The organism is Shewanella sp. DC2-4 (assembly GCF_013248875.1).
Taxonomy (GTDB): Bacteria; Pseudomonadota; Gammaproteobacteria; order Enterobacterales; family Shewanellaceae; genus Shewanella; species Shewanella oncorhynchi.
Window position 1 is genome coordinate 54426 of record NZ_JABRVR010000002.1, and the last position, 21985, is coordinate 76410.

14 protein-coding genes are annotated in these 21985 nt (G+C 48.4%); 12 read left to right on the forward strand and 2 right to left on the reverse strand.

The annotated features are described in order from the left end of the window. Positions 1 to 116: 116 nt before the first annotated feature. Both HQQ92_RS00755 and HQQ92_RS23845 read left to right on the forward strand, forming a co-directional pair. The gene (locus HQQ92_RS00755; protein WP_173242507.1) at positions 117 to 4763 is read left to right on the forward strand and encodes an InlB B-repeat-containing protein; all 4647 of its coding nucleotides are present in this window, start codon (positions 117 to 119) and stop codon (positions 4761 to 4763) included. A 313-nt stretch (positions 4764 to 5076) separates the two neighbouring features. Further along, positions 5077 to 5202, forward strand: coding sequence for a hypothetical protein (locus HQQ92_RS23845; RefSeq protein ID WP_276572377.1), 126 nt, complete (start codon positions 5077 to 5079; stop codon positions 5200 to 5202). 375 nt (positions 5203 to 5577) lie between these two features. Here HQQ92_RS23845 and HQQ92_RS00760 read toward each other — a convergent pair whose 3' ends face one another. Further along, positions 5578 to 7401, reverse strand: a complete 1824-nt coding sequence (locus HQQ92_RS00760; protein WP_173242509.1) for a glycerophosphodiester phosphodiesterase — start codon at positions 7399 to 7401, stop codon at positions 5578 to 5580. 694 nt (positions 7402 to 8095) lie between these two features. Here HQQ92_RS00760 and HQQ92_RS00765 point away from each other — a divergent pair. The 3 genes from HQQ92_RS00765 to HQQ92_RS00775 all read left to right on the forward strand — a co-directional run bounded on the left by HQQ92_RS00765 (position 8096) and on the right by HQQ92_RS00775 (position 10150). Beyond that, positions 8096 to 8368 carry a hypothetical protein gene (locus HQQ92_RS00765; protein ID WP_014610083.1) on the forward strand — a complete coding sequence of 91 codons (273 nt, stop codon included), beginning with the start codon at positions 8096 to 8098 and terminating at the stop codon, positions 8366 to 8368. A gap of 476 nt (positions 8369 to 8844) precedes the next feature. Then, positions 8845 to 9405 (forward strand): MarR family winged helix-turn-helix transcriptional regulator, encoded by a 561-nt coding sequence (locus HQQ92_RS00770; protein WP_173242511.1) that lies wholly within the window; start codon positions 8845 to 8847, stop codon positions 9403 to 9405. After that, positions 9398 to 10150 (forward strand): siderophore-interacting protein, encoded by a 753-nt coding sequence (locus tag HQQ92_RS00775; RefSeq protein WP_173242513.1) that lies wholly within the window; start codon positions 9398 to 9400, stop codon positions 10148 to 10150. Before HQQ92_RS00770 ends, HQQ92_RS00775 begins: the two co-directional genes overlap by 8 nt. Positions 10151 to 10247: 97 nt before the next feature. Here the strand turns inward: HQQ92_RS00775 and hutI are convergent, their stop codons facing one another. Further along, a complete protein-coding gene (gene hutI, locus HQQ92_RS00780; RefSeq protein WP_173242515.1) occupies positions 10248 to 11474 on the reverse strand; it encodes an imidazolonepropionase in 1227 nt (408 codons plus the stop codon). Positions 11475 to 11647: 173 nt separating this feature from the next. Between hutI and hutC the strand changes: the two genes are divergently transcribed. The 7 genes from hutC to fdhE all read left to right on the forward strand — a co-directional run bounded on the left by hutC (position 11648) and on the right by fdhE (position 21919). Continuing rightward, complete coding sequence (gene hutC / locus HQQ92_RS00785) at positions 11648 to 12355, forward strand: histidine utilization repressor (protein ID WP_011791225.1); 708 nt, start codon at positions 11648 to 11650, stop codon at positions 12353 to 12355. Positions 12356 to 12510: 155 nt separating this feature from the next. Beyond that, complete coding sequence (gene hutU, locus HQQ92_RS00790) at positions 12511 to 14178, forward strand: urocanate hydratase (RefSeq protein WP_173242517.1); 1668 nt, start codon at positions 12511 to 12513, stop codon at positions 14176 to 14178. 52 nt (positions 14179 to 14230) lie between these two features. After that, positions 14231 to 15772, forward strand: a complete 1542-nt coding sequence (gene hutH, locus HQQ92_RS00795) for a histidine ammonia-lyase (protein ID WP_173242519.1) — start codon at positions 14231 to 14233, stop codon at positions 15770 to 15772. Between the two features lie 675 nt (positions 15773 to 16447). Then, positions 16448 to 19462: a formate dehydrogenase-N subunit alpha gene (fdnG, locus tag HQQ92_RS00800; protein WP_158683032.1), complete on the forward strand. Its 3015-nt coding sequence runs from the start codon at positions 16448 to 16450 to the stop codon at positions 19460 to 19462. 2 nt (positions 19463 to 19464) lie between these two features. Next, positions 19465 to 20376 carry a formate dehydrogenase subunit beta gene (gene fdxH, locus HQQ92_RS00805; RefSeq protein ID WP_168826883.1) on the forward strand — a complete coding sequence of 304 codons (912 nt, stop codon included), beginning with the start codon at positions 19465 to 19467 and terminating at the stop codon, positions 20374 to 20376. Then, positions 20373 to 21014, forward strand: a complete 642-nt coding sequence (locus HQQ92_RS00810; RefSeq protein ID WP_105250947.1) for a formate dehydrogenase subunit gamma — start codon at positions 20373 to 20375, stop codon at positions 21012 to 21014. The genes fdxH and HQQ92_RS00810 overlap by 4 nt, the downstream gene beginning before the upstream one ends. Continuing rightward, positions 21014 to 21919, forward strand: a complete 906-nt coding sequence (gene fdhE, locus HQQ92_RS00815; protein WP_173242521.1) for a formate dehydrogenase accessory protein FdhE — start codon at positions 21014 to 21016, stop codon at positions 21917 to 21919. The genes HQQ92_RS00810 and fdhE overlap by 1 nt, the downstream gene beginning before the upstream one ends. The last annotated feature ends 66 nt before the right edge of the window (positions 21920 to 21985 follow it).

The window sequence follows — 21985 nt, forward strand, 5'->3', positions numbered from 1 at the left end:
CGTTACACAGCATCTGGCCTTTTTGTTCAGAAATTGGAACCAACATGTTAGCATCCGGCGATTTTTTATTCTGGTGAATGACTCACCACTGATTATTACTTTGCTATGGAGCAGATATGATTCGCCTCTTGCAGTTAGCTATTTTGTGTATTGCCCTGACCGCATGGCCCGGCTGGGCGATGCAAATTTTTGTTGAAACGCCGGCTGGCAAAACTATTACGCTAGATGTGGAAGGGTCTGACACAACTGAAAATGTGAAAGCTAAAATTGAAGATAAAGAAGGTTATCCGTCTGACAGTTATGCTTTGTTTTTTAAGCAAACTAAAATGGCAAACGACGTTTACACTTTAGCTGATTACAACATTGGCAAAGACAGTAAATTAATCATGCTGTTGCCTGATAGTTACCTTTTTCAAGGTCCGGCCGCCGTAAACGGTTACTGTTCCAGCGGTTTTTATCCTTCGATCCCGGGCGGCGGGGTTTTAATTTTGGCGCTATCGGGACCAGGCGGTTATTGTGCAATCAATGAAGAAGGGTTGGTGAGTCATTCAAATGCGTTCAATACAACTGGATTTCTCATCAGAAATCTCAGGGCCACATTTACCCCGAAAAATATTATGTTAGTTAACAAAGCAAATAAGCCGCTCGTTGCTACTGTTACCTCTCTGGACAAAGATAATACTGAAATTTTTCATGAAAATTTTACGATTGAGCCCGGGACTAATGGACTGAGTTTGGACGCTGCCCATGGGTATACAGGCGAATTATCGATTAAGTTTAATCAGGGCGCCGAAGTTTATTTAAAAGGTTTTGGTATTATTTTTAAACCAGTCAATACAGCGCCGACTATTTCAGGTAAGCCAGCAACAGCGGTGTCTGCAGGCAGTTTGTATAGTTTTACCCCAACAGCATTCGATGCTCAGGGAGATAAACTTACATTTTCAATTGTCAATAAACCAGCATGGGCAACCTTTGATACAGCCACTGGCAGTCTATCTGGTAATCCTGGTTTTGATGCAGTTGGTGACTATAGCACTATAAAAATCAGCGTCAGTGATGGTTTATTGAGTGCGTCATTGGCGCCATTTTCTATTCAGGTGACTGCTCCTGCTTACCAGGTTAGTTTTATCGATGCCGATGGCAAGCCATTATCGATCCAGCAAATCATTCATGGTCAAGCGGCGATAGCGCCAGCTGTGCCGACGCGGGAAGGGTATACCTTCAACGGTTGGGATGTCAGTTTTGCTAATATCACTTCAGCTTTAACAGTGACGGCGCAATACAGCCAGAATGTGTATGTCGTCAGCTTTGTTGATGCTGAAGGTCAGTTGTTATCAACCCAGCAAATTACTCATGGCCGAGCGGCAACAGCGCCAGCTGTGCCAGCGCGGGAAGGGTATACTTTCACCGGTTGGGATGTCAGTTTTGCTAATATCACTTCAGCTTTAACAGTGACGGCGCAATACAGCCAGAATGTTTATGTCGTAAGCTTTGTTGATGCCGAAGGTCAGTTATTATCGACCCAGAAAATCATTCATGGCCAAGCGGCGACAGCGCCAGCTGTGCCGACGCGGGAAGGGTATACCTTCACTGGTTGGGATGTCAGTTTTGCTAATATCACTTCAGCTTTAACCGTGACGGCGCAATACAGCCAGAGTGTGTATGTCGTAAGCTTTGTTGATGCTGAAGGTCAGCCATTATCGACCCAGCAAATTACTCATGGTCAAGCGGCGACAGCACCAGCTGTGCCAGCGCGGGAAGGGTATACCTTCACCGGTTGGGATGTCAGTTTTGCTAATATCACTTCAGCTTTAACAGTGACAGCGCAATACAGTCAGAATGTGTATGTCGTAAGCTTTGTCGATGCCGAAGGTCAGTCGTTATCGACCCAGCAAATTACTCATGGTCAGTCGGCAACAGCGCCAGCTGTGCCAGCGCGGGAAGGGTATACTTTCACCGGTTGGGATGTCAGTTTTGCTAATATCACTTCAGCTTTAACAGTGACAGCGCAATACAGTCAGAATGTGTATGTCGTAAGCTTTGTCGATGCCGAAGGTCAGTCGTTATCGACCCAGCAAATTACTCATGGTCAGTCGGCAACAGCGCCAGCTGTGCCAGCGCGGGAAGGGTATACTTTCACCGGTTGGGATGTCAGTTTTGCTAAAGTGACATCAGCTTTAACAGTGACAGCGCAATACAGCCAGAATGTGTATGTCGTAAGCTTTGTCGATGCCGAAGGTCAGGTGTTATCGACCCAGCAAATTACTCATGGCCGGGCTGCGACTGCACCAACGGCACCAGAGCGGGAAGGTTATACCTTCACTGGCTGGGATGCGGACTTTAGCAAAATCACTGCCGCCTTAACGGTAAAGGCCCAGTATAAAGATCGTCTGTATCAGGTCAGTGTCAATACGGTCGCAGGGGTGACGATCAGCCCAGCGCAACAAGCAATTCCCCATGGCCAATCTGCGGTGTTTAGTTTGACGCAAACCGATCCGGCGCTTTATCTGCAAGTGCATGGTTGCGGTGCTGTGCTGCGACAACAAACCATCCACACTGCCGCCATTACGGCAGATTGTATAGTCGAATTGCAAAGTTTCGCTGCTTTTGCGGTGCAAGCAGCCGTCCAGACGAATCTGGTCACTGCCAATCAGTCTGTTGCGGTAACTGTCAGCGGAGGCAGTGGCCAGTTCCGCTGGTTGGGTGGTGAGGTGTTGCGAGCGAACCAGCTGCAGCAGCTATCGCCAGAACAAGTCAGCACTCTCTTCAAGGCGGTTTCCGCCACTGAATTTATCTTTAGCAGTCAGCAAACCGGTCGTTATCAGTTGCAGTTGCAGGATGAACAAAGCCAGCAAATTCAGATACTGACGCTGGAAGTGCATCCATTTGTTGCTTTTACTGCCGCCTCACAACAGGTTGCACAGCAAACGGCAGCCAAAATCAGTATTTGGCTCAGTGATGAAGCGATCAGCTATCCGGTGACGGTAGAGTTTAGCGCTGAAGGCGTTCAGCTTAGCGAAGAGAAGCTGTTGATTGATCTGCAGGACGAGCGGCGTCGCAGTTATCAATTATCGGAACAAACCAGTAATAATGCCACGATCAAGCTGACCGCAGTCAGTTCAGGCAATGCGGTTTTGGGCACTCCGGCGATCCATCAACTGCAGACTGGTGCTATGGCCAGCACTGCTGCGTTGCAGGTCAGCATAGAACAGGACGGTTTATCTGGTTATGCCGTCAGGCAGGAAGCTGGTTTGATCAGGTTGCAGGCTGGCAATAGTCACGACAAAGTGCTGGATTATCGCTGGGAGTTAGGCGAGTTAGCTGTCGCTGCTGTGGTGGAAGCTGATGTGATGATGCTGGATCCTGCCAAGTTACAAGGCCGTTATCAGTTTAAGCTGCAAGCGACTGACAATAATCAAACTCTGGAAACGGATCTGGTGTTGTTGGTGGTGGCTGGTTGCGCGCATGATCATTGTGGCAGCGAGCTTGACCAGAGCGGTTTGCCAGCGGCAGCGAATTTATTCACTGCCCAGCCTGGCCGGTTACCGCTTTGTCCAAAAGTTGAACAGGACCAGAATGGCCGAGTCAGTAGCTGTACCCCGGCCGAAGCAGGCGTTAGTTATTTGGAAATTCCGGCGCAATATCAACTGACGCTGGGTCAACAAAGTGAGGCCAGTTCCTGGGCCAGTGGCCAGTTTGGCGTGGCGTTGAATGACGGCGCTTTACCTGATCAAGGCTACCAGCAACAAAGCCAGTTGGTCGATTTTGAGATCCGAAACCTGAATAATCAGGGTGAAAGTGTGCCTGTTGTGATCCCGTTGCCGCAAGGCCGTCAGATCAATACTGAAAGTGTCTGGCGTAAACATCACAATGGCCGCTGGTTTGATTTTGTGCAAAACAGCCGTAATCAGTTGTTTAGTGCAGGCAAAAATAGTGAAGGCCGTTGTCCGTTGGTGTCAGATGTGGTGTGGACACCGGGTTTAACTGCGAAGGATGAATGTGTGCGGCTTATTATTGAAGATGGCGGTCCAAATGATGCTGATGGTAAAGCCAATGGTGTCATTGTTGATCCAGGAGTACTGGCGCAGGTAGTACGGACCGATAAAGTCTATAACACTGCGGGTGGCAGCACCGGCTGGTGGTCTTTGGTAGGTTTGTTGGCATTGGTGCTGCGGCGTCGGGTAGGACTGCTGTTGCTAGTGGCGGGTTCTGCACCTGTGGTCGCAGAGCCCATGGCGCTGGATAAGATATATCTGCGTGCGACTGTTGGTCAGATGGATACCGACAGCCGTTTTCAGTTACAAGGTCAGCAATTCAGCGCGGAGCAGGAGCAGCGGCTGGCCTGGCAACTGCATGGGGGCTATCAGTTAAATACATACCTGGCGCTGGAAGGCGGTTGGTTGGATGCTGGTGAGTTAACGGTGCGCCTGCCTGGTGTGTTGCAACAGACTGAGTTGCCTGATGTTGCACGACTGGTCAGCGGTTCAGGTTATGGTCCAACATTGGCGGTGCGCTTGTCTTATCCTCTGGCTGGCCCGGTGTCCGTGTTTGGCACTGCTGGTGGCTGGTATTTAATGCAGCGGCAGCAGTTATTTGATACTGCTGCTGAATCACGCTCGCAGCAAAATTGGCAAGCTGCCTACACCGCGGGTCTAAGCTGGACCTTGTCAGAACAATGGTCCGTTCAGCTTAGTTATGGTAGCTATCAGACATCACCACAAGTCAGTAATCTGACCGCTGTCGGTATTCAGTGGCATTTTTGATCTTGTTAACTGCTGGCAAATTACAGTTTTAGTCGCTGGCAGCTTTCTATTGTTGACCCCGCCTTTGTTGCGGGGTTTTTTATGTGTGCGCAGTTATCTGACTGTGTCCGCGCCGAAAATCGAGCTACTCAGCTTAAATCGCATTATTTAGGATCCTCGACTCAACAAAAGTCTTGATGTGGAGGACTTGCTATGCCGCGCCCAAGAAGAACTCAGATGAGTGTCGAACTGCTTTTTAATATCCCCCATTTCTATTATTACTGCAGTCGTGTCGTTTGGCGTGCACTCTTTTGTAGATAAAGAGTATGGGGTAATGATGCTTTTTCGGCTAAAAACTATGACCATCGCTGAGCTTGGCAAGTTGTTTCATGGCCCTGTTGAAACCTTGCAAGAATTTACCCCAGATTCAGATAATCATTGCGAACACTTAGAAAAGTGACGATGACACTTTGCGCTTTGTTGCCAGTACCTCAAAGTGGCTGACTTCAAACTTAGTCATTGGCTTTACCTTTCTACACCGCCAACCAAACAATGGGCTGTGTGACTCTGACTAAAAATCACTATTTTTCAGTTAAATAGCACTATTTAGCCATCATCCACTTGAACTATACCTTGTCGGTTTATTTGCGACTTAATGACTTGTCGTTGCTTGAATCTAAACTCCGAGTGAATGATGTTGTTTTAACTTGGGTGGCCGGATTTCTTGCACTCACGCTGACCACTTTAGCCGCTTCATTTGGGGTGCTCAGCCTCTTTTGGTTGCTCCAACGCAGAGCTAAGCGCTTCGAGGCGAGGCCTAGTAAATAAGCAGAATTTACAGAACATAGCGTAGGCGCAGTGCCGTTTGTTCAACAGGGGATAACGCGAGCCACTGTTCTCGGATTTCCACTGCTTCCTGCGGATAGTCGGTAATGAGTACATCGGCTCCCAGCGCCAACATGCGCAGCATTTGCCGTGGATTATTAACAGTCCATACATGCACTTGCTTACCTCCTTTGTGTGCACGGGCGATAAACTTTTCGTTAGTAATCGATTGATTGACCGCTAAGAATTGTGTATTCGCCTTAATGGGATCGCCAATGGATTGAGTGACGATAAGGCCAGTGTGAATGGAAGGGTCGAGTCGTTGAACTTCTTCAATGGCTCTTGCTTCGAGCGATGTAATCACCACTTGTTGTGTCATTTTCTCTTGTTGCAATAAGGCGACAACGGCCTGCGCTAAGCTGGGATCGGCTTGATTATATTTAAGCTCAATGTTCAAACCGATTTTGTTGCGTGCCTCATTAAGCATCTCTAGTAGTGTTGGTACGGATTCACCTGCAAAGGCGGCACTGTGCCAACTCCCTGCATCAAGCTGTTGTATTTCACTCGCACTGAGGTTAGCAACTCGCCTTGGATCGCCCGCTATGCGCATTAAATCAGCATCGTGCAATACCATTAAGGTGCCATCGGATGCCGTTTGCACATCGATTTCGGCATAATCCGCCTTTTCTGCAATCGCTAAACGCAAAGCCGCAAGGGTATTTTCTGGTGCCCTAGCAGCGCCAGCACGGTGGGCAGTAATCAGGATGTCATCCCTTTGTGGTTCACTATTGAGGGCATATACCCCTAACCCCAACATGATTAAAAAAGTGCCGATCAACACCCCGCTTATCGTATAAATCGACAGTTCAGACGTTCTTTTTACCGTTTGTCGCCCAAGGCGTTCTAACACTGCGGGTTTTTCTCCCAGTTGGCGGTATAACAGCAATATGATAAAGGCTTCTCCAAACATTCCGAGTAAGGACCATGCCGCGCTGAGCATAAAAATCAGTGCGGAGACGAGGGCCAATATGGCTAATTCTGTCGAAAGTGTCAGCGTAACCCTATCGAGTAAGCTATCGGCACCCCAGGAGATCAGCAGCATTAAGGGATACACCAAAGCACCTATCCTCAACCACCAACCCGCAGCGTGCCACATAATCGGGTGTTCATTGCCTGCGCTTAATTGCCAACTACGTTTGAGTGCCGTCAAAGCATCGGTCGTTTCACTCACAATAATCGTCAGTGAAAAGGCCGCTTTGGCCCACAGATATAAGGCAACAAGGACATAGATTATCGCTAAGAACGCCATACTCGTTAAGGCGAGATACCAGTCTATAGGCTTGAAATACAAGTAGTAATTGATGTCGTGTCCCTGTAGAAACACGCTGAAAATCAGATATCCTAACCCGATAAAAGGTACGCTGAGCAGCAATAAGCAAGCCGCATAAATGCTACCAAGGCGAATAAATACGGGTAAGCGCGCAGTTGCGAAAATCAGCGCCCGCACTGGGCCAATGGGAATATCGTATAAGCCAGATGCTGCGAGAATCGTGACTCCAGCACGTTGGGTAAAAAACACGGTAAAGCTGCTGAATAGAGTAATGACCATAAACAGCAAGCCATAGGGAGACATGGCAAAGGCGATTAAGTCGTAATTGGTGATGGTGACATTGCCCGTTTTGGCAATCAGATGGCGCAGTAACCAACCAAAAGACGGGACGATAATACCCGCCGACACTAAGGTGAATAACAGTTCAAATTCAATGAGTTTTCTACCGCAGCGACGAATGGCTTTAAGCGTGTCATGCCAGTAACTGTGTTCAGGATTGAGCATGCAGCTTCCTTAATCGTGCGAGTGTAGGACTGTAATTTAGCAGCGTTTCAGGTTGACGGTTAGTCATTCGTGCAATGTTTTGAGCTGGTGAGTCAGTTGTTATTATCCATAAAGCAATAAATACATTGATTATTTCAAGTTTCCGAGCTGCGCCTATGTCGGGTCGTTTGTCATTGAGCTTTCTTCAAAGTGTAATAATAGATAGCTCGTTAAGTTGGTTCACTCGATTTAGTATCGTCGCCAATTTTATTGGTATCGCAATCTTTCACTATTTTAAACATTGGGTTGGGTATATTCGGCAGTGAGTGTGCTGATGGTGATACCTTCTATCCTATTCTTATGTTTAATATTTAACATGTTCTAGTGAGTCGACATTATAAATAAATTACTTATCCCAGAAGCGCACAATATCGCAGATTAAGCCTGTCTATGTTTTGTTGTTTATTCAATATTTTGATTTTTTTGTGGATAAAAATCAAAATATTGAGATGTAAACTTGGTGATTAATCTAGGTAAGACCTGCGTATACATGTTTGCCTCGTTAAAATCCGTGAATCAGATTTACCTCGTCTGGTTTACATACTAAAATTTCACGCAATTTACCCGTGTCAAAGGGGTTGCGTTGGTAACAGTCGTTCTTATATGTCGTTCTACATGATAAGAATTTGCTTATAAATAAAAGAGTAGTAATAAATTGTCTTATAAAAAATTTAATGCATTCTTGAACGCAAACATGCGGACCTTTGAAATGGTTGGTGTTCTAATGCGCATATTTAGTTTCTCACTTGTCAGTTGGCTTGGCCCTGAAAGTCCTTTTATGTTTGTTTGGATTTTCAACACGATAGATGCTGTTTTGCTAACATGGTGTGCCGCTTTACGCAAAGATGCCGCTTACACGTTACTCAATGGTTTTTGGATTTTGATTGGTATTGTAGGGATCGCAAGAGCTGGCGGATTGATTCACTAAGTTTTCTGGTTCATGTCAGTGAATCACTCAACCCCAGACTGATTCATCACACCGCCAAAACATGCCCTTAAGCCCTGTTATCGGGTATTGGAGGGCATTTTTTTACCCTAAAATGAATCAAATTCCTTAAGAACTGATTCAAGCCATCTTGATGATGCCACATTATCAACATAACGAGTTTGTGATGGCGGCGCAGTTTCCTGAAACGTAAATTGCATAATGCTAATGGCTAAATTAGATCGTTAATATGCGCGGGAGTTGATGAGATTAAGCACTGGCATGTAAGGGACCGTTCGTGACAGGGATGTTACGGTCGAGCCCTCAAGGATGAGTTTATGGCGCGTCACTGGAAAGCCAGTGCTTAATCATTTTCTGATTATTTGCACATTGCCGCACACTCAGTACAGGGTTACTTAGTTGACACAATCAACTAATCTCGATATTGTTGATACAGTCAACTATATCGAGAGCCTTCTATGTCGTCATTGTCACTCAGTGAAACTTTGCACAGATTAGTGCATGCCTACAAAAAGCAATTGCGTAGTGATATTGCTGCACAAGAGATTGATTTACCTGTCACTCATATCCGAGCCTTGAAGGGCGTGTGTCGCAATCCTGAATCGACAGCCCAGTCTATCGCCCTGCGTATGCAGCGGGATAAAGCACAAATTACCCGTGTTCTTAATGAGCTACAGCAGAGCGGGTTGATCACTAAAATCGATAACCCTAAGGATGGCCGCAGCCAGTTACTGCGACCCACGGCTGAGGGGGAAAAGATCATGACTCAGATCAATGCATCAGAACGTAAAACCGTGGCGCGCATGACGCAGGCGCTCAGTTCAGACGAAGTTGATACTTTTATTAAACTTGCCAATAGGATCAGTAAAAGTGTGGATGATGCCGCTGCCGCCAAAAGTGAAACTGATTGCCTTACTCAAAAAAGACCATCTAGTAAGCCAAAAGATACGGCTGGAAACGGAGCCATTGAGTTGCGCTTAACGGAAGAACACGCCATAGGAGAAAATCATAATGAATAAACCTGCACCACGTGAGCTAGAAGTGATCCGCGCGACTTATATCACTCCGCATATGTTACGCATCACCTTAGGCGGTGCGGGATTGGCTGGATTTCCTGTCGATCAAGAGAGTGCCTATATCAAGTTGTTATTCCCACAAGCGGGTGAGCGTCCATTAATGCGAACTTACACTATCCGCCAGCAACGCGATGATGAAATCGATGTGGATTTTGTGCTGCACGATACTGACGGCCCCGCATCGAGTTGGGCGAAAACGGTGCAGGTGGGCGAACTCATTCAAATTGGCGGACCCGGACTTAAAAAACTGATCAACTTTGAGGCGGATTGGTTTTTACTCGCAGGTGATATGACAGCCTTACCCGCAATTAGCGTGAATCTGGCAAAATTACCAAACAATGCCGTGGGTTACGCTGTGATAGAAGTGCTAAGTGAAGCAGATATTCAACCTTTAGTGCATCCTGAACATGTCGAGTTGCGTTGGGTGATCAATCCTGAAGCCGATCCCGAAGGCCGTCCTTTGGTCGAGCGAATTGCCCAATTACCTTGGCTTGCTGGCGAGCCCGCCGTATGGATTGCCTGTGAATTTAATAGCATGCGCGCGCTAAGAAGATACTTTAAGCAAGCGCATTCATTGCTTAAGAGCCATTTTTATACCTCGAGCTATTGGAAAATAGGTTGTAACGAAGGTGAGCATAAACTGGTAAAACAAGAAGATGAACAGTTAGAAAATGGGGCCAGTGTTTAAATCAAGATAAGGTCGCCAAGTTTGATTTAGCGACCTTATCTAACCTTTCGCTTATGCCGTTTTTGCTGCTGATGCACCTATTATTGATGCATTTAGGCTACTGGTGAACTAGCTTGCCATTCTTCACCACATCTTTGCAGGGATTGACGCCGTAGCTGTAGGCCAACTGCGCAGGCGTGGCGATATCCCACAGACAAAAATCGGCCTGTTTGCCAATGACTAAACTGCCGACGTTATCTTCAATCCCGAGTGCCTTGGCGGCATTTAAGGTGAGGCCTTTTAAGGCTTCTTCTGGCGTTAAGCGGAACAAGGTGCAGCCCATATTCAGCATTAACAGGGTTGAGCAAATGGGGGATGAACCTGGGTTGAAATCGCTGGCGAGCACCATAGGTACGCCGTATTGGCGCAATAAATCGATAGGTGGTTTTTGGGTTTCCCGCAAAAAGTAAAACGCGCCTGGCAGCAGTACGGCGCAGGTGCCGCTTTCACTTAAGGCTTTAACGCCTGCCTCATCTAAATATTCGATATGATCCACAGACTTAGCACCAAGACGTGCGGCTAGTGCGCTGCCACCCATATTAGTTAACTGCTCGGCATGGAGCTTAATCTCTAATCCCGCTGCTTTGGCTGCGCTGAGTACGCGTTCTGTTTGCTCAAGGTTAAAGGCGATATTCTCGCAGAACACATCCACTGCATCGGCAAGATTTTCGGCGATCACTGCGGGTAGCATCTTATTGATAATTAAGTCGACATAGCCGTCGCTATTGTCTTTATACTCAGGCGGAATTGCATGGGCGCCAAGGAATGTGGTCTTCACATCTACGTGGTGATGTTTGCCGAGCTCGCGGGCGACACGCAGGATTTTCAATTCAGTTTCAGTATCTAAGCCGTAACCCGATTTGATCTCAACCGTAGTAACTCCTTCTTTGGCGAGCGCGTTTAAGCGTTGGCGGCCGAGTTCAAATAATTCTGCTTCATCCGCTTCGCGGCAGGCCTTAACGGTCGAAATAATGCCGCCACCTGCACGAGCAATGTCTTCGTAACTGGCGCCCTGTAGGCGTAACTCAAATTCATTGGCGCGATTACCGGCAAAGATTAAGTGGGTGTGGGCGTCAATTAATCCTGGGGTGATCCAACCGCCTTTGCCCCTGTAAACGGGAATTGACAAAACATCGAAGGCGGGCAGTTCGCTGCGGGGGCCAAGCCAAGCAATTTTGCCATCTTTTACTGCGATGGCCGCGTTGGTGATCGCACCATAAGGTGCTGATACGGAAGGGTCCATTGTGGCTAAGTTAACATCTATCCAAACCTGATCCCAAGACATGTATTCCCCTCGCTGTGCTGGCAGATGTTAACCAAGTGATTAACGTTTTATTAAATTTATGTGAGCTGGCTTGTATTTGCTTGTATATACAAGCTAGGATTGTAGCCGCAATTTTGAACGTTTGAAAGAGTGAATAGCACCTAGATTCTAGCGCTTTATATTGAGGAAATGTTTTGGCTACTCCTAAGTTTGCAGAAATTAAGCAATACATTATCTCCTCTATCGAGTCGGGTGAGTGGGAAGAGCATGCTCGCGTGCCTTCTGAGAACCAGCTTGCCGATTTGTTTACCTGCAGCCGAATGACGGCGCGACGTGCGTTAACCGAACTGACGGATAGCGGTGTGCTTGAGCGTTCTCAAGGGCTAGGCACCTTCGTCGCTGGGTGTAAATCCCAGTCGTCTATGTTGGCGATCCGCAATATTGCCGATGAGATAAAAGACCGCGGCCACGGCTATAGCGTGCAGCAATGGGTGTTAGAACAAGTCGTGGCGAGTACGAGTATCGCAATTTCCCTTGGGCTTGAGCACGGTGCGACAGTCTTCCATTCGATCTTAGTGCATTGCGAGCAGGGCTTACCGTTGCAAGTTGAAGAGCGTTATGTGAATCCCGAGTTGGTGCCCGATTATTTATTGCAGGATTTTACCCAGCAGACACCCCACGAATATTTGTCCCAAGTGGCACCGCTGACCGAGGCGCATCACACGATTGAAGCGATTATCGCCAGTGAAGAATTACAGCAAAGGCTCGAAATCCCCGCCACTGAGCCCTGTTTACAGATTTTACGCCGCACTTGGTCACGCCAAGGCGTCGTGAGTTTCGCAAAATTAGTTCACCCAGGTAGCCGCTTTAAACTCGGCGGCCACTTAACTTTTAGTAAGTAACGCCAGTGGCGTGATCAACAGATGTAAATCAGTAACTTAAATAGCTGCACCCTTATAAGTTAAAAGATAAAAACACAATAAAAACAATAGTGCTAACCCGTATTAGCGACTTAGCGAATACGAGTTAGCACCACAGGTTGAAAGAGGAAAATTCAATGGATAAGCGCCACGACCCAAGCCGCCGTATTATTGCACCGCATGGCACACAATTAAGCTGTAAGAGTTGGCTCACAGAAGCGCCAATGCGTATGTTAATGAACAACTTACATCCAGATGTCGCCGAGCGCCCAGAAGACTTGGTCGTCTATGGTGGTATTGGCCGCGCCGCCCGCGATTGGGATTGTTATGACAAAATCATCGAAGTCTTACAACGCCTCGAAGACGACGAAACCTTATTAGTGCAATCGGGCAAACCTGTGGGCGTATTTCGCACCCATGCTGATGCACCGCGCGTGCTGATTGCTAACTCAAACCTAGTGCCACACTGGGCGAACTGGGAGCATTTCAACGAGTTAGATAAGCTAGGTTTGGCTATGTACGGCCAGATGACGGCGGGTTCTTGGATCTACATTGGTACTCAAGGCATAGTTCAAGGCACCTACGAGACCTTTGTGTCGGTCGCAAAACAGCACTTTGAGGGTATCTCTAAAGGCAAGTGGATCCTCACTGGCGGGTTAGGCGGCATGGGCGGCGCACAAACGCTGGCGGGCACTATGGCTGGCTTCTCAGTGTTAGCCTGTGAAGTCGACGAGACCCGCATCGATTTCCGTCTGCGTACTCGCTATGTTGACAAAAAAGCCACTTCGCTCGATGAAGCATTAGGCATGATTGAAGCAGCGAACCAAGCTGGCAAGCCAGTATCAGTGGGCTTATTAGCGAACGCCGCCGATGTGTTTGCTGAATTAGTTAAACGCGGCGTTACCCCAGATGTCGTGACCGACCAAACCTCTGCACACGACCCATTAAACGGTTATCTGCCGCAGGGTTGGACTATGGCTGAGGCTGCGGCCATGCGTAAAACTGATGAAGCGGGCGTAGTGAAAGCGGCGAAAGCCTCGATGGCGGTGCAAGTACAAGCCATGCTCGACCTGCAAACCGCGGGTGCAGCCACGCTCGATTACGGTAACAACATTCGCCAAATGGCGTTTGAAATGGGCGTTGAAAATGCTTTTGATTTCCCTGGTTTTGTACCTGCTTATATTCGCCCACTGTTCTGTGAAGGCATTGGCCCGTTCCGCTGGGTGGCGTTATCTGGCGATCCCGAAGATATCTACAAAACCGACGCTAAAGTCAAAGAACTGATCCCAGATAATCCACACCTGCACAATTGGTTAGACATGGCGCGCGAGCGTATCGCCTTCCAAGGTCTGCCAGCACGTATTTGCTGGGTTGGCTTAAAAGATCGCGCTCGCTTGGCGTTAGCTTTCAACGAAATGGTCAAAAATGGCGAGTTGTCGGCGCCCGTGGTAATTGGTCGCGACCACTTAGATTCTGGCTCCGTGGCTAGCCCGAACCGGGAAACTGAATCTCTGCTGGACGGCTCAGATGCAGTATCCGATTGGCCATTGCTGAATGCACTACTCAACACCGCTAGCGGTGCAACTTGGGTGTCTTTGCACCACGGCGGCGGCGTCGGCATGGGCTTTAGCCAACATTCGGGTGTGGTCATTGTGTGTGACGGCACAGATGCGGCGGCAAAACGTGTTGGCCGCGTGCTGTGGAACGACCCAGCGACAGGCGTGATGCGTCATGCCGATGCGGGCTACGAGATTGCGGAAAACTGCGCCAAGGAGCAGGGCCTCGATTTACCTATGCAAGACTAGCCGATGCTAACGACTCAATAACAATAATAACTAAAAGCTTGGAGCTAAAAATATGAAATCTGTGAATCACTTAGTGTTAACGCCGGGCAGCTTGAGCCTAGCGCAATTGCGCGAAATCAGCCGTCATAAGTTGACACTGGAACTCGCACCAGAGGCGATTACTGATATCAACACCAGTGCGCAAATCGTGCAGAAAGTGTTGGATGAAGGCCGCACCGTTTATGGCATCAACACGGGCTTTGGCTTGTTGGCCAATACCAAGATAGCGCCCGAAGATCTGCAATTGCTGCAACGCTCAATCGTGTTGTCACATGCCGCAGGTACAGGTCAATACATGCAAGATGCCACAGTGCGTTTGATGATGGTTTTAAAAATCAACTCATTAAGCCGCGGCTTCTCGGGCATTCGTTTAGAAGTGATTAACTTCTTAATCAGTTTAGTAAACGCCGAAGTTTATCCCTGCGTGCCAGAAAAAGGTTCAGTCGGCGCCTCGGGTGACTTAGCGCCACTGGCGCACATGTGTTTGCCTATGCTGGGTGAAGGCGAAATGAGCTATCGAGGCGAGTTAATTTCTGCCGCCGAAGGTTTAGAAATCGCTGGTCTCAAGCCAATCGATTTAGCGGCCAAAGAAGGGCTGGCCCTGTTGAACGGCACTCAAGCGTCGACAGCGCTGGCGCTGGAAGGGTTATTCCACGCCGAAGACTTGTTCGCAGCAAGTTCTGTGATCGGTGCCATGAGCGTCGAAGCCGCTATGGGCAGTCGTAGCCCGTTTGATCCTCGCATCCATGCGGCGCGTGGTCAGAAAGGTCAAATCGATTCGGCCATGGTCTTCCGTCATCTACTGGGTGAAGAGTCTGAGATAAGCTTAAGTCATGCTAACTGTGAAAAGGTGCAAGATCCTTACTCACTGCGCTGTCAGCCACAGGTGCTGGGTGCTTGCTTGACCCAAATTCGTCACGCGGCTGATGTGTTAGGCACTGAGGCCAATGGCGTAACCGATAATCCACTGGTGTTCCAAGACACGGGCGATATCATTTCTGGCGGTAACTTCCACGCCGAACCCGTGGCTATGGCGGCGGATAATCTGGCGATTGCAATTGCTGAACTGGGCTCCATTGCCGAGCGTCGTATTGCACTGCTAATCGATTCTAGCCTGTCGAAATTACCCCCTTTCCTAGTGAAAAACGGTGGCGTTAACTCAGGCTTTATGATCGCCCAAGTGACGGCGGCGGCATTGGCGTCCGAGAACAAAACCTACGCACATCCGGCATCAGTTGACAGCTTGCCAACATCGGCTAACCAAGAAGATCATGTTTCTATGGCGACCTTTGCTGCCCGCCGCTTGCGCGATATGAGCGAAAATACCCGTGGTGTACTGGCAATTGAATTGTTAGCGGCGGCTCAGGGTTTAGATTTTCGCGCTCCTTTAGCCCCAAGTGCTGCAGTGGCTAAGGCTAAAGCCGAATTGCGTGAAGTCGTCGCCTATTACGATAAAGACAGATACTTCGCGCCAGATATCGAAGCCGCGACCGATTTGTTGTATACAGCGAGCTTTAACACTTATCTGCCTGCAGGAACGCTAGCCAGCTTTTAGGCGTTTGTTTTAGTTTAATGGTTGAACAGGTGTTTACTCCGCGGGAATAGGCTGCACTGAGGCGCTTTTGTTATCGCGCCCAGATTTTGCACCTCAATGTGCTAAAAATAAGCGTTAAAAGGCAAAATTTAAGGTGCAGGCAGATTGCTTGTGCCTTTTTCTTTGGTTTTTATCTGCTTTTCCTCGATCTTTGTCTTTGCCATTTTGGTGTGTTTAACACCGCAGACTCTGCACTTTTTACCCTAATCTTTACATTGTCAGTTTTTGTGGCTATCTATCCCTCTAGAAACCGTTACCTTTGTGTTTTTATCCGCCATCATTATGCATATTTGAATGCATGTAATCATTTTTAATAACCACAACCATATGATGTGGGACAATATGGGGTTGCCATGTTGGACAAAATGTCTTTTGTGGTTTATTGGTTTTTAATTCCTTAAATTGTGCTTTTATTATCATTTATTGGTCTTTGGTGCTTTATTTGAAATGTTTTTTGGAGTTAAGTTCTGTGGTTGTTTATTTGGGATCTTGATCTCATGTCATTATTTGTTATCTATTTCTTCTTTGGGGATAATCTTAAATTAAGTGTGGTCTTTAGTAGGACTCACTCAATCGGTTGCCATTTTTACCACAGCAACCACTAGACTCATAACGACAAGAGTGTGAGAGGACGCAATGAACAGACGCCAGTTTTTTAGACTGTGTGCTGCCGGAGCTGCCACCTCAGCAATTTCAGCGTTGGGATTGATGTCCGAAAAGGCCTATGCGGCCGTTCGAGAATTCAAACTCATTAGCGCGAAAGAAACCCGCAATAACTGCTGCTATTGCTCAGTGGGTTGCGGATTGCTGATGTACAGCAAAGGAAGTAACGGCAAAAACGCCGAACAAAGTATTTTCCATATCGAAGGGGATGCAGACCATCCAGTTAACCGCGGGGCCTTGTGTCCTAAGGGTGCTGGTCTAGTAGATTATGTGAACAGCCCTAATCGTCTTAAATATCCTGAGTACCGTGCGCCAGGCAGTAATGAATGGACTCGTATCAGCTGGACTGAAGCTTACCAACGCATCGCCCGTCTGATGAAGAATGACCGTGATGCTAACTTGATTGAAAAGAATTCTGCTGGGATGACGGTTAACCGTTGGCTTAGCACTGGGATGATGACCTCGTCGGCGATGCCGAATGAAGGCGGCTATATCACCCAGAAATTTGCACGGGCACTGGGCCTAGTTGCAATCGATACTATTGCGCGTAACTGACACTCTCCAACGGTAGCAAGTCTTGCTCCGACATTTGGACGTGGTGCCATGACCAACCACTGGATCGATATTAAAAACTCTAATTTGATCATTATTATGGGCGGTAATGCTGCAGAGGCTCACCCTGTCGGATTCGGCTGGGTTACAGAAGCTATGCAACATAACAACGCTAAACTTTTGGTGGTCGATCCTCGCTTCACCCGTAGCGCCGCTGTGGCCGATTACTATGCGCCGATCCGCTCGGGTACAGATATCGCCTTCCTGCTCGGAGTGATCCGCTATCTTATTGAAACTAAACAAGTGAACTACGACTATGTGAAGGCTTATACCAATGCCAGTTACATAGTGCGCGAAGACTTCTCTTTTAGTGAAGGTCTGTTCAGCGGTTTCGATGAAGAAACAGATAGCTACAATAAAGAGTCTTGGTACTACGAGTTAGACGAACAGGGTTACGCGAAAATCGATCCTAGCTTCGAACATCCACGCTGTGTGTGGAACTTAATGAAGCAACATGTAGAACGCTATGACTTTGAAACAGTAAGCAATATTACCGGTACGCCGATTGCGGACTATGAGATCGTTTGCCAACAAATTGGTAGCACTCATACCCACGATAGAGCCGCGACCTTTATGTATGCCTTAGGTTGGACTCACCACAGTAAAGGGGCGCAGAACATTCGCTCTATGGCCATGGTGCAGTTGCTGCTGGGTAACATTGGGGTGTTGGGCGGTGGTGTTAACGCTCTGCGCGGACACTCGAACGTGCAAGGCGCGACCGATATGGGTTTATTGTGTCAAAGCTTGCCCGGTTACCTCAAGTTGCCGAACGAAAAAGACATTAATCTTAAAACCTATCTCCACAACTATACCCCTGTCGCTCTGCGTCCGGGTCAAACCAACTATTGGCAAAATTACCCTAAATTCTTTGTTTCACAAATGAAGAGCTTTTGGGGCGATAACGCTACGGTTGAAAATGACTTTGGTTATGACTGGTTGCCGAAATGGGACAAGCAGTACGACTTTACTAAACACTTAGATATGGCTTTCCACGGCGAAGTGAATGGCTACATTATCCAAGGTGTTAACGCCATTAACTCTATGCCAAACCGTAATAAGGTACTCAAAGCCTTGAGTAATCTTAAGTACATGGTGGTGTTGGATGCCTTGGCAACGGAAACCGCAACCTTCTGGCAAAATGCCGATGGCTTCAATGAAGTCAATCCCGCTGAAATTATGACGGAAGTGTTCCGTTTACCTACGACATGTTTTGCCGAGGAAGAAGGTTCCATCGTCAACTCTGGCCGTTGGATACAGTGGCATTGGAAGGGGGCTAACCCGCCGGGTGAAGCTAAGCCAGATGCTGAGATTCTCTCTGGCGTCTTAATGGCAATGCGTGAACTGTACAAACAAGAGGGCGGTAAGTTGCCTGAGCCTGTACATGCGATGAGCTGGAATTACCACAATCCTCACTCACCGCACGCTGAAGAAATCGCTCGCGAGCTTAACGGTAAGGATCTCGTGACTCAACGTCAGCTCAGTAGTTTTGCTGAACTGAAAGCCGATGGTAGTACCGCCAGCGCCTGTTGGATTTATGCGGGTTCTTGGACCGAAGAAGGCAACTTGATGGCTCGCCGTGACAACCATGATCCTTCGGGTAAAGGTATTACTCCGGGTTGGGCATTTGCTTGGCCAGCAAACCGTCGTGTGCTGTATAACCGCGCTTCTTGCGATATCAACGGCAAACCTTGGGATCCAAAACGCACTATCGTCGAGTGGGTTGACGGTAAGTGGCACGGTATCGATGTGGGCGACTTCAATATGAAGTTAACACCACAGGAATCCGCTGGCCCCTTCATCATGCAACCCGAAGGTGTGGGTCGTTTCTTCGCCCTTAAATTATTGGCCGAAGGTCCGTTCCCTGAGCACTACGAGCCGATGGAGTCGCCTATTGGATTGAACCCGTTACACAAGGTCACCAGTAACCCTGCGGTACGTATGTTACCGGGTGTGAAGGAAACCTTAGGTTCCCATAAGGACTTCCCTTATGTGGCAACTACTTACTGTGTAACTGAACACTTTAACTTCTGGTCTACGCATGCTCGTTTAGCTGCGATTTCTATGCCTGAAACCTTCGTCGAAATCGATGAAATGTTAGCGGCAGAAAAAGGTATCGCCAATGGGGATTGGGTCACTGTCAGCTCTAAACGCGGCAGCATTGAAACCAAAGCCTTAGTGACTAAACGGCTACAGCCGTTAAAGGTAAATGGCCAGTTAGTCCATACCGTCGGGTTACCCCGTCACGGCAGCCATAATGCACTCACTCGTAAGAGTTACTCCTGTAACGTACTCACCACGGAAGTGGGGGATGCAAATACACAGGTGCCTGAGTTCAAAGCATTTTTGGTTAACATCACTAAAGCGGAGGGGATCTGATTATGGCATCACAAGACATTATCCGCCGCTCCGGTACTTCAGCGGTGACGCCTGCGGCAAAGGGGCGTAATTCGTCAGAAAAGGTCGCCAAGCTGTTCGACGCCACTAAGTGTAATGGCTGTAAAGCCTGCCAAGTGGCGTGTTCTGAGTGGAATGATTTACGGGAAGAGGTAGGTACTTTCCAAGGCAGTTACCAAAACCCTATGTCGCTATCGGGCCAATGTTGGACCCTGATGGAGTTCCATGAGGTGATGGAAAGCAACAAGCTGCGTTGGCAATTTACCCACTCGGCCTGTATGCACTGTGCCGACCCTGCCTGCTTAACGGCCTGTTCGACCTCTGGCGCGATTATCCAGCACGCCAATGGTGTGGTGGACTTCGATTCGGACAAATGTATCGGCTGCGGTTATTGCGCCAGTGCTTGTCCCTTTGATGTGCCCAAAATCGATCCTAAGGATAACAAGGCCTACAAGTGCACTATGTGCTCTGACCGTTTGGCTGTGGGATTGGAACCTTCCTGCGTTAAGTCCTGTACCACAGGGGCGCTGCGTTTTGGCACCCGTGAGGACATGTTGTTCTACTCGCAAAAACGGGTCGAAGAACTGAAGGAAAAGGGCTTTGCTAAGGCAGGACTGTATAACCCTGAGGGTGTAGGTGGCACTGGTATGATGATGATATTACACGATATCAATCAGCCCGAAAGCTACAACATGCCTGATAACCCGCAGATCCCACTGTCACTCACTCTGTGGCAGGACTGGGTCAAACCTTTAGGCACTATGGGCATTCTTGCCACTGCCGCCGTCGCTTGTCTGCATAAGATCACCGTCGGTCGCAACATAGTTGAAGAAGACCAACCGGGTTATCAACCGCCAGAGGAAGAGGCTAAGCAGGAAGAGGGGGCCGACAAATGAGCAAGCATGATAAGCAAGAAATGATAGTGCGTCACAAGCTGTTCGATCGCATCTGTCATTGGTTCATTGTGGCGGTTGGCCTAGTGACATTTCTCACTGGCTTTTCCTTCTTCTATCCGTCGTTTCAATGGCTGGGGGCGATAGCGGGCACACCGCAATTGGCGAAGTTTATTCATCCCATTGCTGGCTTGATGATGTGCTTACCTTTGATGTTGATGTTGGTGCGTTACTACAAACACAACAAATGGGAAAAGCACGACCTCGCTTGGATGCTCGCCATTAAGGATGTGATGTTCGAGAACGAGGAGAAAATCCCGCCTATCGGCCATTACAACCCTGGGCAAAAGGTATTGTTTCGCGCCTTCGTGCTGACATCTATCACTTTAACGGTGACGGGAATCATCATGTGGCAGCCTTACTTTGCGCCCTATTTCTCAGCCACTGTGGTGGGTTGGGCCATTCTGTTGCACGCCATTTGTGCGCTCATCATGTTGATTTTTGTGATGGTACATTTTTGGATGGCGACATGGGTGGAAGGGTCGGTTAAGGGCATGCTTTACGGCAAAGTCTCTAAGGCTTGGTGCCGCAAACATCACCCTGTGATGTTGGATGAACATTCGGACGTGGAGAAACATTAATGAGTCATACAGCCGAGATACCTCTGGCCCAAGGCAGCGAATCGCCGCTGGAACTTAAACCGTTAAAAGCGGCAGATCCCCAAGCTGTGTATCACAGAAGGGCGCAGCGTTTGCTGTCATTGGCCAAGGACTCGCCGCTGGCTGATTACTTTGAGCTTTGTCGCCGTTTGGTCTCTATACAGGCCAGGTTAGCGCAGGAGGCTGACTTCGGTAAGCTTCTCGCTTGGGGGGAAGATGAGGCGACTCCGCTTTCCCTGTTGGGCTCAGAGGCAGATAGCTATTGGCAGGGACTGCTACAGCAACTGTTAAGTGATTTGTTGCCGCAGGTGGATGAATCCATAGCTCGGATAGTGCGTTTGCTGATGCAGCAATCGCCCGAGCAACTGAGTTCTTGGGGGCGTTCACTACGCCAAGGGCATGTCAGTGAAGTGCCTGCCCGTTTTAGCTTATTCATCTGGGCAGCGATGGGCGTTTATTGGTCGCATTGGGCACCTATGGTCATCAAGCGGATGGATCCGTGCAAGGTGGCGCAGCAGAGTATGTGTCCCGTGTGTGGATGTCATCCAGTGGCGAGTGTGATTGTCGATCAGCCCCGAGCTGGTTTGCGCTACTTGCATTGCAGTCTGTGCGAGAGCGAATGGCATTACATTCGCGCCCATTGCACCAGTTGCGGTCAGGACAAAGAGATGACGATTTGGTCGCTAGATGATGCCAAGGCTCAAGTGCGGATCGAAAGCTGCGATGAATGTCATGGCTATACCAAGATGATGTTCGTCGAAAACTCGCCTTCTATGGATGTGGCGGCAGATGATCTCGCAACCTTGATGTTAGACAGTGAGCTAAATGCTAAGGGCTTTGGGGCAACAACACTGAACCCACTGCTACTGGCCCACGAAACCACGTAAGCCACATAGCTTAAACAAATGCGGGAGGGAGTCGGGTTGCTGATCCCTTCCTGCTTTTTATAAACC